The following is a 13137-nucleotide window of genomic DNA, read 5'->3' on the forward strand; positions in this document are numbered from 1 at the left end:
GGGAATTGTGTCCGTAACGATCTGCAATCTGATGGGAGCGTATCGGTGTGGACATGATCGCGCAAAAGTTCCTATCTCGAACGATGAGTGATTTGGCACAGAATTCGGACGATCGTCGCGCGGTGGGTCTGATCCACGGGCTGGGCCGTGGTCCGGGCTCGATGACGCTGATGGCAAATCGGTTGGAGGCAGCGGGCTTTCGCACGTTCCTGATGCATTATCGCTCACGCCATGTCGTTCCGGCTGAGGCACAGGCCGATCTGGTCCAGCAACTGGACGCGCTGTCGCCGGGATCTTGCGATCTGGTGGGGCATTCACTGGGTGGGGTGCTGGCGCTGCGGATCAAGATCGCGCAGCCCGACCGCATCGGACGGGTGGTGCAGTTGGGACCGCCGAATCTGGGCTCGCCCATGGCCACGTTCTTTCGCGATTATCGCCTGGTCGCGGATTTGATGGGTCCGGCGCTGGAACGGCTGGCCGCAGCCGATATGGGGCTGGATCATCTGCCGCCGGAGGTCGCGCGGGATCTGGGCATCATTGCGGGATCCGCGCCGATCGGCCCGGTAAGCGGTTTCTGGGGGCTGGCGGAGCCGTCGGACGGCATGGTTCCGGTCAGTTCCGCACTGGGCATAGATCATGCGGATGCGCTGATCACGCGGACGGTGCACGGCATGCTGCCCCTGTCGATGGGCGCGGCGCGGCAGACGGCCGCGTTCCTGCGCGACGGACGCTTCGATACGGAGAAATCGGCATGAGCGACTATCTGATCGGCCCATCCCCCGACGATCTGACGCTGACGCGCGCGCTCAGCGGGCGCGACCATGAGGGGCGGGAGGTCGATCTGCGCGTGGTCGAGGAGCGGCCCCTGACGATCTATCTCAATTCGCAGGAGATCGTGACGGCAATGACCATCGGGGATCACCCGCGCTGGCTGGCCGTGGGATATCTGTCCAATCAGGGGATGCTGCTGCCCGACGACCGGATCACCGCCGTCGATTTTGACGAGGAGGTGGAAACCGTCGTTGTCCGTACCGCCCGCGCCACGGATTACGAGGACAAGCTCAAGCGCAAGACCCGGACCTCCGGCTGCGCGGTCGGCACAGTCTTTGGCGACATGATGGAGGGGCTGGAGGGCGTGCGCCTGCCGGTGGCCGAACTGCGCACAAGCTGGCTCTACACGCTCGCCCATCGCATCAACACGACGCCCAGCCTGTATCTGGAGGCGGGCGCGATCCACGGCACTGTGCTGTGCCGACAGGATCGGGCGCTGGTCTACATGGAGGATGTCGGCCGCCACAACGCGGTGGACAAGATCGCGGGCTGGATGCGGATGCAGGACGCCGACCCGTCGGACAAGATCCTCTACACCACGGGACGTCTGACATCCGAGATGGTCATAAAGACGGCGCTGATGGGGATTCCGGTGCTGGTCAGCCGCTCCGGCTTCACCGCCTGGGGGGTGGAAATCGCGCGTCAGGTCGGGCTGACGCTGATCGGGCGGATGCGGGGCAGGCGGTTCGTCTGCTTGGCGGGTGAGGATCGTCTGATCCGCGACGCAAACCCCGCCCATGTGGCCGACGAGCCGCGCAAATCCACAGGGGCAAATCCGCAGGAAAGGGCACGTCATGAGCGAGGATAACGACCCCGCAGGCCTCGCGGCATGGCTGGCCCATCCGCTGTTTCTGACCTTCGTGGTGTTCGTCCTGACCAGTATTATCGGTTCGTTCATCAACCAGAGCATCCAGCGCAACGCCGACGCCCGCCGCAGCTATGATGACAGCCTGGTCCAGATCGCTACGCGCTGGCAGGATGATGCATCGCACGCGAACCGCATCACGACCCTGATGTTCGAACGGGCGGCGATGACAGATCTGCTGCGCTCCGCGCTGCAACGGCAGGTCATGCACGAGGTGTTGGAGCGCAAAATCCTCTACGATGCGATCTATCAACGATGGAACACGCAGCTGCCGCAGATCCTCGCCACTCTGGACGGGTTCGATGCGGCGGAGGGACTGCGGGCGGAGCTTTCCGCCTCGTTCATCGGCGATTTCGCCAGCAAGTTCGCGCGGATCGACGGGTGTATCACGCTGGTGCACGACCGCTTCCTGTCGCGCGCGACGCAACATGCCTTCGCCTCCAGCCATCTGAGCTGCCCGCCCGAGGCCGTGACGGACCCGATGCGGTGGCTGCGGCTGGATGTGGACAAGATCAGAACCGGCGCCCGGCGGTTCGAGACGGACCTGCTCACCCGGTTCGAGGCGCGCCGGCAGATCGAGCGGCGGGTGGCGGAATGCATCTTCGACCGACGACCCTCCGTTTGGTCACGCATCATGATGAGCGAGGTCGAGCAGGATGAGGCTGACATCCTGCGCGCGCGTGAATGTGAGGTGCAGGCATGAACGTCGCGGGGATCATTCTGGCCGGGGGGCGCGCCACCCGGATGGGGGGCGGTGACAAGGGACTGCTCGATCTGGGGGGGAAACCCTTGCTGGCGCATGTGGTCGATCGCTTGTCGCCTCAGGTCACGGTGCTGGCCCTGAACGCCAATGGGGACCCGCGACGCTTCGCGCCGTTCGGCCTGCCGGTGGTGGCTGATGCTGATGACACCCGCGCAGGCCCCCTGGCCGGAGTTCTGGCCGGTATGGACTGGGCAGCCGCGCAAGGGTTCGATCTGATCGCGACGGCGGCAGCGGATACGCCGTTCTTCCCCTCCGGGTTGGTCGCCGATCTGTGGGCCGGCATGGCGTCCGAGGGCAAATTGCTGGCCCGCGCCGAAACAGAGCGTTCGGGCGGTGGCTTCGACCGGCACCCGACCTTCGGCCTGTGGTCCGTCGGTCTGCGCGACGATTTGCGCCGCGCATTGAGCGATGGCACGCGTAAGGTGGTCGCGTGGACCGACCGCCACGGCTGCGCGCGTGTGGTGTTCGCGGGCGACGACCCGTTCTTCAACGTCAACACCCCCGACGATCTGCAACAGGCAAGGCGACGCATCGGATGAGGCTTTACGGTATCACGGGCTGGAAAAACTCCGGCAAGACGACACTGATGGAACGTCTGGTGGATGATATCACCGCGCGGGGATATTCCGTCTCGACCGTCAAGCACGCGCACCATTCCTTTGACGTGGATCACCCCGGAAAGGACAGTTTTCGTCACCGCATGGCCGGCGCACGGCAGGTATTGTTGGCGTCGCGCAATCGCTGGGCCCTGATGCACGAGCTGCGCGGCGAGCCTGAGCCTGCGCTGGATGAATTGCTGCACCGTCTGAGCCCGGTCGATCTGGTCCTGATCGAGGGGTACAAGCGCGACCGTCATCCCAAGATTGAGGCGCATCGCAACGCCACCGGCCAACCGCTGATCGCGCCGGATGACGACACGATCCGCGCGGTGGCAAGTGACAGCGCCCCGAAGGATCTGGCTGTTCCCGTGCTCGATCTGAACGACACACGGGCCATTGCCGCGTTCATCCTGCGCGAAGTCGGTCTGCACAAGGAGGAAGGCGGGGCATCATGATGTTCGACAGCGTCGTGGCGGTAGACTGGTCGGCACGCTCCACCCCGTCCCTTGCCGGGCCTTGCCGGGATGCTATCTGGATCGGTCGCACGTGCGATGGCGTGGATGAGGCTCCGCTCTACTGTCGCACACGGGCCGAGGCGATGGCGCAGTTGCTGCGGATGGTGGAACGGGACCGCGCGGCCGGGCGCAGGGTGCTGATCGGCTTCGATTTCGCGTTTGGCTGGCCACAGGGCTTCGCCGCGGCGGTCACGGGACAGGCGCGCGCGCTGGCCGTCTGGGATCATCTGGCAGCCCGGATCGTGGACGCCGCCGACAATGCCAACAACCGCTATGACGTGGCCGAAGCTCTGAACGCCGGACTGTCCCACGGGGGTCCGTTCTGGGCAAAATCGCATCGCGACCGCTGGGCCGCAATTCCCTATGCCGACACGCGCACAGACCACGGGCTGCCCGAACGCCGGATGGTCGAGCGACGGGCCAAAGGCACGAAACCGGTCTGGCAGCTTGCCGGGGCAGGCAGTGTCGGATCGCAATCCCTGCTGGGTGTCGCGCGGCTGCACGCTTTGCGCAAGGCTATCGGGGCGCAGGTCTGGCCGTTCGACACGGACGGCGCCGTGCCCGATGGCGACGTGGTGCTGGCCGAGATTTATCCCGGTCTGTTCCGTGAGCAGATCGCCGCCTCAGGGGAAAGCGATGAAATCCCCGACCGTGCGCAGGTGCGGGTCACGGCGGCACATCTAGCCGGACTGGGCCGGATAGGCGTTCTGGCGGAACTGATGGACATTCGCGCGCTGGGTGACGTGATCACGCAGGAGGAAGGCTGGATCCTCGGCGTTCCGGTCACGGGCACCGCGCCGCGTTTGCGCAACGATTGCTTCGCCTTGCCGCCGGGGGTCCACTGGACGCCTGTCGCCACCGCGCTCGAACGGTTGCGGGGGAGCCTTACAACCGTGGTCGGCACGGAAACGGTTGCGTTGCGCAGTGCGGGCGGGCGTGTTCTGGCGCAGGATGCCGTTGCCCGCCGCTCCAACCCGTCGGTGGCGAACGCGGCTGTGGACGGCTATGCCTTCGCATGGCGCGCGGCGGAAGGGGACGCGACGATCACGCTGCCGCTCACCCCAGGGCGCGCTGCAGCCGGGGTGCCGTTCGCCGGTGTGGTCCCGCCCGATAGCGCGCTGCGGATCCTGACGGGCGCGGCCGTTCCCGAAGCATGCGATACCGTCATCATGGAGGAAGACACCAGCCGCACCGGCAACACCATCTCGTTCGAAAGCGGGCTGCGTCCCGGTGCCAATGTGCGCCAAAGCGCGGAGGATTTCGCGCAGGGCAGCGTCCTTCTGCCTGCGGGGCACAGGCTGCGTGCGCCTGATCTGGCCCTGCTGGCGGCGGGTGGACCGGGGCAGGTCGCGGTGCGGCGCAAATTGCGGGTCGCCGTTCTGTCGACCGGGGACGAGTTGTCGGATCGCTGGCAGCCCGGCGATGCGACCCTGCCAGATGCCAACCGCCCCATGCTGATTGATCTTTTGCAACGCTGGAACATGGAAGCCGTCGATCTGGGCATCGCGGGCGATTGCCGCGAAGACGTGCGGGCGGCGCTGGATGCCGGTGCCGCGCAGGCCGATGCGGTCTTGACCACAGGTGGTGCCTCCGCCGGGGATGAAGATCATGTTTCGGCAACCTTGCGCGCGGCGAATGCCCTGCAAACGTGGCGGATCGCGATAAAGCCCGGGCGTCCGCTGGCGCTGGGAGTGTGGGGGGGCGTTCCGGTTTTCGGCCTGCCGGGCAATCCGGTTGCCGCGCTGGTCTGCGCCGTGATCTTCGTCCGTCCGGCACTGCTGACACTGGCGGGCGCGGACTGGCCTGTATTGACGGGCACGACGCTGCCAGCTGCGTTCACCAAGCGCAAGAAGGCCGGGCGGCGCGAGTTCCTGCGCGCGAGGGTGCGCGAGGGTCGGGTCGAGGTGTACCCTTCGGAGGGATCAGGCCGGATCGCCGGGTTGAGCTGGGCCGAGGGGCTGTGTGAATTGCCTGACGGTGCGTTCGATATCAGCCCGGGCACGCCCGTGACCTATCACGCATGGTCGTCGTTCGGGATTTGAGGTGGTGAGACCGGCACGGTTGCCTGCGGCGCGGATATTTACGGAAAGTGAAAGGGTTTCCGGGTGCCAATCCGGCTGCTAAGGGATGGTTGAAAGGGGCCTCCCATGCTTCGAAATCCTGTGCTGCAACCTGCGGGTATCCGCACGGCGCTGACCTATGCCGCGATTTTCGCCGCTCTGGGCGCGCACCTGCCGTTCTGGCCGCTATGGCTGTCGGACTGGGGATTGAGCGAGGCGGAGATCGGCACCTTCACCGCCGCCGGCATGGTCATTCGCGTTGTGGCCGGTTTGACGGTGCCCGCGCTGGCGGATCGGATCGACAACCGCAGGCTGGTTCTGGCCGTTGTCGCGGCGTTCGGTGCCCTGATCTTCGCGGTGCATGGCTTGCTCGCTGACAAGGCGGTGCTGTTGCTGGCCACGTTGTGCAGCGGCATTGTCTTCGCGGGGATGATCCCGATTGCCGATGCGCTGGGCGGGGCGGCGGCGCGCACGGCAGGATTCGCCTATGCGCCGGCCCGGTCCTTGGGGTCGTTTGCCTTTCTGGTTGCCAGCCTTGGCGTCGGCTGGCTGGTCGGGCGATTTGGCATCGGGGTCGCGCAATGGTGGATTGTGGCGAGTCTGGCCCTGACGATCTGGTTCGGCGCGACTCATCCCGGCGGAGGCAAGGTATGCCAGTCCACGCCGCCACGGCTGAGCGATCTGGGACGCTTGCTGAGCGAGAAACGGTTTCTGGTTTTCCTCGCGGCGATCGGGTTCGCGCAGTCCAGCCATGCGGTGCTTTATGTCTATGGTTCGCTGCACTGGCGGGCGCTGGGGGTGGATGAGGCCGTGATCGGTCAGCTTTGGGCCTTTGGCGTCGCAGTCGAGACGGCGTTGATGCTGTTCGCCGGCACCTGGCTGATCGCCCGTTTCGGCGCGGTGGGAGCTATCGCTATCAGTGCATGTGCCGGCATCGTGCGGTGGGGAATCATGATGACCGATCCGACCGGCATGGCGCTGTGGGTGACGCAATCATTGCATGCGCTGACCTTCGCGGCGGGGCATCTGGGGGGGATCGCGTTCATAGGGGCGGCGGTGCCGGAGCGATTGGCCGCCTCGGCTCAGGGCATGTTTTCCTCCGTTATCGGTGGTGTTCTGTTCGCCATTGCGATGGCCATCGCGGCGCTGGTTTATCCCTATGCGGGGGGGGCAACCTACGGGGTGGCGTTGGCGATGTCGCTGACAGGACTGGTTTTCGCGCTGTGGCTGCGCCGTATCTGGAGCGGTGAGCAGACGCTGGAGTGAGTTACTCCAGCGCCCCCGTGACCGTGGCCAGCAGCATGAAGGCCCGCCCCGTCCGGGTATCCGCCAGCCGCGCGATCTGCGTGTCGTCGTCCATGCGCGCGCACAGGGATTTCAGCAACAGATCGAAATGCCGGATGAAGTGCAGCGCGGCGTCGCGCATCACGTCGTCCGAACGCATCCGCCCCCGCGTCAGCGACAGCGCCGTCTGGTCGTCTATCGCGGCAAGGCCCGAGGTCACATCGCCACGTTCCCCCTCGGCGAAGCGACGCCACAATGCCGGGTCGATGGCAATCGGATCGAGGTCATCCATGTAGATGCCGTCTTGCGACAGCAGGTTGAGCACATCCTCCGCCGCGCGCAGGACCTGTGCGACCTGTCTGTCGCGGTTGGCGCGGTGCATGGCGCGGAATCCCGCCGTATCATCCTGATCCTGCGGAAAGTTTAGCGCGCGGACCAGATCGGCCCAGGCGGGGGGCTCATCCGAGGGGGCGGCCTCTTCGTTCAGGGGCAGGGAGGGTTGGCCGATTTCACGCTTGGGCGCGACCATAGGCTTCGGGCGCGGAACCGGGCGCACGCTGGCCGCGCGGGCCGAGTTTTCCGCGACTTCGGCCAGAACTGTCCTGTCTGCCGCGCGCCCTTCGAGCAGGGACAGCAGCGCCCGGTCGCTGACCTGCTGGCGCGCGGTCAGTTTCTGGAACATCGCGTCGATTTCCGACCGGCTGAGATTTGCGGTGTTGCGCGGCTGGCTGGAGACCGTTTGCGCCAGATCGGAAACTTGTGCCCGCGTCTCACCCAGACGTTCGATGACATAGGCAAGCATTCCGATCAGCAGGGACGGCACAATTGCCGCCATGAAGGCGAACAGCCCCGACCCCTGCCCGCTTTCTGTCGTGATCCACCATGCCGCGATCAATGCGAGCCAGCAGAAAATTGCGGCGCCCGCGATGGGCCAACCCTTCCAGACGCTCTGCATCCGGTTACTCCACTACTTGAATTGCACTCTACTTGAATTCGATCTTCAGCACCTCGTAACTGCGCGTGCCGCCGGGCGTGCGTACATCGACGCTGTCGCCCTCTTCCTTGCCGATCAGGGCCCGCGCGATGGGAGAGCGCATGTTGAGCAGACCGTTTTCGATATCGGCCTCCTGCTCACCCACGATCTGATAGACCTTTTCCTCATCGGTATCCTCATCCACGATCGTGACGGTGGCGCCGAACTTGATCGCGCCGGTCATTTTCGAGACCTTGATGACCTCGGCGCGGGAAATCACGCTTTCCAACTCCTTGACGCGCCCCTCGATGAAGGACTGCTTTTCGCGGGCGGCGTGGTATTCGGCGTTTTCGGATAGATCGCCATGCTCACGAGCTTCCGCAATCGCCTTGATAACGGCGGGGCGTTCCTCGAGCTTGAGCTTCTTGAGTTCGGCGTCCAGTTTCGCAAAACCCCGCTCGGTCAGGGGAACCTTCTCCATCGTTCGTCTCCGTCATTCGGTGGCGGACCACGCCGCGCGAAATACAAAAAAAGGGCCGCACTCGATTGGCACGGCCTGTCAATTGACGATAGGTTCGCAGCTGGTGAGTTGCAAGGGAACCCGAGTTGTGCGGCAACTGAGAACGGCTGAAACCGGGCCTGCGCGAACAGGGCCTGCGCGGGCAGCGGGTGAGAGGTCGCCGCGCGCCACGCTGTCGGGTCCGATCCTGTTCAATCTGGCGTTCGGCGTCTATCTGTTGGCCACGGTGGTGATCACGCAATTGCTGGGTGAGCCGCACGGCGTCGTCGAACTGGCGATGCGGGGGACGCGGGACGCCGTGTTGGTCCTCGTCCTGCTGGGGCTGAGCCTGTTCGTGACGTTCTACGGACTGTGGCGAGGCGCGGGCCAGGGTCTGGCCACGCGGCTGTTGGCGGCGATTCTGGTCGGATGCGGTCTGTACCTGTACCTCCTGCCGGCTTTTGCCGTGGTCAAGGGCATGGTGTCTTTACCCTTCGGCTTCTGGGCGGATCCGTGGCTGGCGTGGCTGGATCATGCGCTGCATGGCGGGCAGGACGCATGGCGTCTGTACTGGCCCCTGGTCGAGATCGTTCCCCCGAGGCTCGCCTTTATCGGCTACAATTACGGCTGGGCCGTCATATCCATGGTGTTGCCGGTTCTGGTGGCTGCGCTGGATACCGATACGGCGCGACGTGATCGAATGCTGATCGTTTATGTCTTCGTCTGGATCGGATTGGGCAATATCGCGGCGACAGCGTTCGCATCCGTCGGTCCGGTATATTACGAATCATTGAGCGGCATTCCCCGATATGCCGAATACATGCAGCATCGGGAGGGCCTGCTGCCGCCCGATCATGCCGTGCGGGTCTTGCAGGACTTGCTGTGGGCGAACGTGGAGCTGCGGCAGGGTCGGCTGGGTCTTGGCATATCGGCGTTTCCCTCGGTACATGTCGGCATTGCGGCGCTGGTGATGGTGTACCTGATGTCGCTGGGTCGCCTTGCCGGGGCGTTGGGGATCGGGTTCTGTGTGCTGACGCAGTGGAGCAGCGTGATCTATGGCTGGCACTATGCCATTGATGGATACGCCTCTATCGTGTCGGTGGTCGCAGTCTGGATCGGTGCGGGATGGTTGACGAAAAATCCCGCCAGAACAGGGCAGAAGATGCAAGAGATGCCACCTGATACACGTGCATACGATTGACACGGCAATGCCCGGCCCCATACCTGTCACGAAATGAAATTGCCCGGACCCATGCAAAGGAAGCCGAAATATGTCTGAAGTCGAACGTGAAGCCATGGAATACGATGTCGTCATCGTCGGTGCGGGGCCTGCTGGTCTGTCGGCTGCGATCCGGCTGAAGCAACTCGACGCTGACATGAACGTCGTCGTCCTGGAAAAGGGATCCGAGGTCGGGGCGCACATCCTGTCCGGCGCCGTGCTGGATCCCATCGGTCTGGACGCGCTGATTCCCGATTGGCGTGAGAAGGGGGCCCCTGTCACGACCGAAGTGACCGAGGATCGCTTCCTCGTCCTCGCCCCGAATGGATCGGTCAAGATCCCGAATTTTCCGATGCCGCCGCTGTTGAACAATCATGGCAACTACGTCGTATCAATGGGCAATGTCTGCCGTTGGATGGCCGAGCAGGCCGAGGCGCTGGGCGTCGAGATCTTTCCCGGCATGTCCTGCTCCGAACTGGTCTATGGCGACAACGGAGAGGTCAAGGGCGTCGTCGCAGGCGAATTCGGCATCGAGAAGGACGGCACCAAGGGCGCGGGTTACGAGCCGGGAATGGAATTGCACGGCAAGTACGTCTTCCTGGCCGAGGGCGTGCGTGGTTCGTTGAGCAAGATGGCCATCGCGCGCTACGGCCTCGACGCGGATTGCGATGTCCAGAAATACGGACTGGGCATCAAGGAGGTTTGGGATATCAAGCCCGAGCATCACAAGCTGGGGCAGGTCACGCACACCATGGGCTGGCCGCTGGGCAAGAATGCGGGCGGCGGTTCGTTCCTGTATCACGCTGAAAACAATCAGGTCTACGTTGGTTTCGTGACGCACCTGAATTACAAGAACCCCTACCTGTCGCCCTATCAGGAGTTTCAGCGGTTCAAGCATCACCCCGACATCGCCCCTGTGTTCGAGGGGGGCAAGCGGGTCGCCTATGGCGCGCGCGCCATCACCGAGGGCGGGTTCCAATCCATCCCCAAGATGGCGTTCCCGGGCGGCGCGCTGCTGGGCTGTTCCGCGGGCCTCGTCAACGTGCCGCGGATCAAGGGCAACCATAACGCGATGCTGTCGGGCAAGGCCGCGGCTGAGGCCGCGCATGCTGCCATCGCGGCTGGTCGTCAGTCGGATGAGTTGTCCGACTACACCGAGGAGGTCAAGACCGGCGCGATCGGCAAGGATCTAATCAAGGTGCGCAACGTCAAACCGTTGTGGTCCCGCTATGGTCTGATCGCCTCGATGGTTGTGGGCGGCCTCGACATGTGGTGGGCGTCGCTGTTTGGCAAGCCGCTGCTGGGCACGCTGAAGCACGGCAAGACGGATGCGGAAAGCACCGAACCCGCCCGGCGTCACCAGCCAATCGACTATCCCAAGGCGGACGGAAAGCTCAGCTTCGACCGGCTGACCAACGTGTCCTTTTCGGGCACCAATCATGCCGAGGATCAGCCGACGCACCTCAAGCTGAAGGATGCGGATCTGCCCACGCATGTGAACCTGCCGAAATATGCCGGACCTTCGCAGCGCTACTGCCCTGCGGGCGTTTACGAATTCGTCGGTGAGGAAGGTGAGAAATCGTTCCAGATCAACGGTCAGAACTGCGTCCACTGCAAGACATGCGACATCAAGGATCCGCTTCAGAACATCGTCTGGACCGTTCCGCAGGGCGGCGATGGGCCGAACTATCCGAACATGTAATCGACTGAGAACTTTCGGGCGTGCGTTGCGACGCGCGCCCGACCGCGCGATCCTGCCACGATCCTGCCACGGGCCGGTTCGGGTCGTGTCGCGTTGCCCTCCTCCGGTCGGATGCCTAGGGTGTGCAAAACGAGAATTCCGAGGTTTGCCCATGCCCGTCCGCTCCCTTTTCGCATTCGCGACAGCTCTGTCGGTGCTGCTGCCCACAATGGTCGAGGCACGCAGTCTGTCCGGATCCTATCTGGCGGCCGCGCAGGCGGAGCTGCGCGACGATCATGTGAACGCGGCGCTCTACTACACCCGTGCCTTGGGCTATGACGGTGAAGACACGCAATTGCTGCAACGTGCGATGCAGGCGCAAGTCTCCGCCGGGCGGGTCGGCGTCGCGGCCAGCATCGCGGAACGGCTGCTGGCGCTGAATTCCGAGAACCAGTTCGCGACCCTCGTCGCGATCACGCATGATATCCGTCGCGGCGATCCGGCCCGTGCCCTGGCGCGTCTGGATCAGGGTGAGCAGGGCATGACGCCCCTGTTGGCGAAATTGTTGCGCGGCTGGCTGATGATGTCGCTAGGGGATGAGGCCGCGGCGCTAGACTTGTTCGACGCGGTTTCAGGGAATGAGACCTACGAGGTCTTCGCGGCCTTTCACTCCGCATTGGCGTTGGCGCTGACCGGGCAGGTCGAGGCCGCATCGCGCAGGATGGAGGGGGGCGATGCCGGTCCGGTTCGTCTGAACCGCCGATCCACCCAGGCGCGCATCCAGTTGCTGGCCGCCACCGGGCAGAAGGAAACGGCGCTGGCGGTTGCGGACGATGTGCTGGCCACCGGCTTCGGCGACCGCCCGTTCGAGGTGCTGCGCACCCGGATCGAACAGGACGACCCTGTGCAGTTCGATCTGGTGCAGACCCCGGATGATGGCATCGCGGAGGTTCTGTTCGACCTCGCCTCCGTTCTGGGAGAGGAAGGCGCTGACGTCGCATTGATCTACAGCCGCCTTGCCGCGCATATTCAGCCGGACTTCGCCGAGGCGCAGCTATTGGTGGCCACCGTGCTGAACGAGCAGGGGCAGTATACGCTGGCAACCGATGCGTTCGATGCGGTGCCCAGCACTTCCCCCCAATTCGTGGAGGCGGAACTGGGCCGCATGCAAGCCCTTGCCAGTGACGGGCGTCAGGACGACGCAATCGCTGTTCTGGCCGGTCTGACGCGTGCCTATCCCGACAGCATGCGCCTGCATTACCTGCACGGCGATACCTTGCGCCGCGCCGACCGCCCGGCTGAGGCGATAGAGGCCTTCGACATGGCGGTGTCACTGCTGGGGGAGCCGTCGGCACAGCACTGGCTGGTCTATTATCAACGTGCCGTGGCGCATCACAATGCGGACAACTGGGCGGCGGCGGAGGCTGACCTGCGCCGGGCGTTGGAACTGGAACCGGACAACGCGCTGGTTCTGAACTATCTGGGCTATTCGCTGGTCGAGGAGAAGCGCGATCTGGATGCGGCGTTGGAAATGATCCGTCGTGCAGTCGATCAGCGCCCCTATGAAGGCTACATTACCGATTCCCTTGGCTGGGTTCTGTACCGCCTCGGGCGTTTCGAAGAGGCGATCGAGCCGATGGAACGGGCGGTGGAACTGGCGCCCGTCGATCCGCTCATCAACGACCATCTGGGCGATGTCTACTGGGCCGTAGGGCGCAAGCGCGAGGCTGAATTTCAGTGGAAGCGCGCCCTGTCCTTCGAGCCGGAGCCTGAGGAAGAGACCCGCATCCGCCTGAAGCTCGACATCGGTCTGGACGCGGTTCTGGCGCAGGAGGCTGCGAACTGAGG

General features: G+C 64.4%; 12 protein-coding genes. 10 read left to right on the plus strand and 2 right to left on the minus strand.

Annotation, left to right across the window (positions count from 1 at the left end; genetic code table 11):
- Positions 1 to 83 precede the first annotated feature (83 nt).
- The 7 genes from G8E03_RS06035 to G8E03_RS06065 all read left to right on the plus strand — a co-directional run bounded on the left by G8E03_RS06035 (position 84) and on the right by G8E03_RS06065 (position 6899).
- On the plus strand, positions 84 to 755 hold the full coding sequence (locus tag G8E03_RS06035; protein WP_205793282.1) for an esterase/lipase family protein: 672 nt from the start codon (positions 84 to 86) through the stop codon (positions 753 to 755).
- Positions 752 to 1639, plus strand: a complete 888-nt coding sequence (locus tag G8E03_RS06040) for a formate dehydrogenase accessory sulfurtransferase FdhD (protein WP_166189759.1) — start codon at positions 752 to 754, stop codon at positions 1637 to 1639. The genes G8E03_RS06035 and G8E03_RS06040 overlap by 4 nt, the downstream gene beginning before the upstream one ends.
- Positions 1626 to 2399, plus strand: a complete 774-nt coding sequence (locus tag G8E03_RS06045) for a hypothetical protein (protein WP_166189761.1) — start codon at positions 1626 to 1628, stop codon at positions 2397 to 2399. The genes G8E03_RS06040 and G8E03_RS06045 overlap by 14 nt, the downstream gene beginning before the upstream one ends.
- Positions 2396 to 2998: a molybdenum cofactor guanylyltransferase MobA gene (mobA, locus tag G8E03_RS06050; RefSeq protein ID WP_166189763.1), complete on the plus strand. Its 603-nt coding sequence runs from the start codon at positions 2396 to 2398 to the stop codon at positions 2996 to 2998. The genes G8E03_RS06045 and mobA overlap by 4 nt, the downstream gene beginning before the upstream one ends.
- Positions 2995 to 3513, plus strand: coding sequence for a molybdopterin-guanine dinucleotide biosynthesis protein B (mobB, locus tag G8E03_RS06055; protein WP_166189766.1), 519 nt, complete (start codon positions 2995 to 2997; stop codon positions 3511 to 3513). Before mobA ends, mobB begins: the two co-directional genes overlap by 4 nt.
- On the plus strand, positions 3510 to 5615 hold the full coding sequence (locus G8E03_RS06060) for a molybdopterin-binding protein (RefSeq protein ID WP_166189768.1): 2106 nt from the start codon (positions 3510 to 3512) through the stop codon (positions 5613 to 5615). The genes mobB and G8E03_RS06060 overlap by 4 nt, the downstream gene beginning before the upstream one ends.
- 105 nt (positions 5616 to 5720) lie before the next feature.
- Entirely contained in the window at positions 5721 to 6899 is a 1179-nt protein-coding gene (locus G8E03_RS06065; RefSeq protein ID WP_166189770.1) for an MFS transporter, read from the plus strand.
- A gap of 1 nt (position 6900) precedes the next feature.
- On the opposite strand, the gene G8E03_RS06070 is transcribed toward G8E03_RS06065, so the two are convergent.
- Positions 6901 to 7872, minus strand: a complete 972-nt coding sequence (locus G8E03_RS06070; RefSeq protein ID WP_166189772.1) for a hypothetical protein — start codon at positions 7870 to 7872, stop codon at positions 6901 to 6903.
- A 28-nt stretch (positions 7873 to 7900) separates the two neighbouring features.
- A complete protein-coding gene (gene greA, locus G8E03_RS06075; protein ID WP_166189774.1) occupies positions 7901 to 8371 on the minus strand; it encodes a transcription elongation factor GreA in 471 nt (156 codons plus the stop codon).
- A 127-nt stretch (positions 8372 to 8498) separates the two neighbouring features.
- Between greA and G8E03_RS06080 the strand changes: the two genes are divergently transcribed.
- The 3 genes from G8E03_RS06080 to G8E03_RS06090 all read left to right on the plus strand — a co-directional run bounded on the left by G8E03_RS06080 (position 8499) and on the right by G8E03_RS06090 (position 13135).
- A complete protein-coding gene (locus G8E03_RS06080) occupies positions 8499 to 9590 on the plus strand; it encodes a phosphatase PAP2 family protein (RefSeq protein WP_166189776.1) in 1092 nt (363 codons plus the stop codon).
- Positions 9591 to 9660: 70 nt separating this feature from the next.
- Positions 9661 to 11310, plus strand: coding sequence for an electron transfer flavoprotein-ubiquinone oxidoreductase (locus tag G8E03_RS06085; protein ID WP_166189779.1), 1650 nt, complete (start codon positions 9661 to 9663; stop codon positions 11308 to 11310).
- Between the two features lie 151 nt (positions 11311 to 11461).
- Positions 11462 to 13135: a tetratricopeptide repeat protein gene (locus G8E03_RS06090; protein ID WP_166189781.1), complete on the plus strand. Its 1674-nt coding sequence runs from the start codon at positions 11462 to 11464 to the stop codon at positions 13133 to 13135.
- The last annotated feature ends 2 nt before the right edge of the window (positions 13136 to 13137 follow it).

The sequence above is a fragment of the Pontivivens nitratireducens genome (genome assembly GCF_011290545.1).
Lineage (GTDB): Bacteria > Pseudomonadota > Alphaproteobacteria > Rhodobacterales > Rhodobacteraceae > Pontivivens > Pontivivens nitratireducens.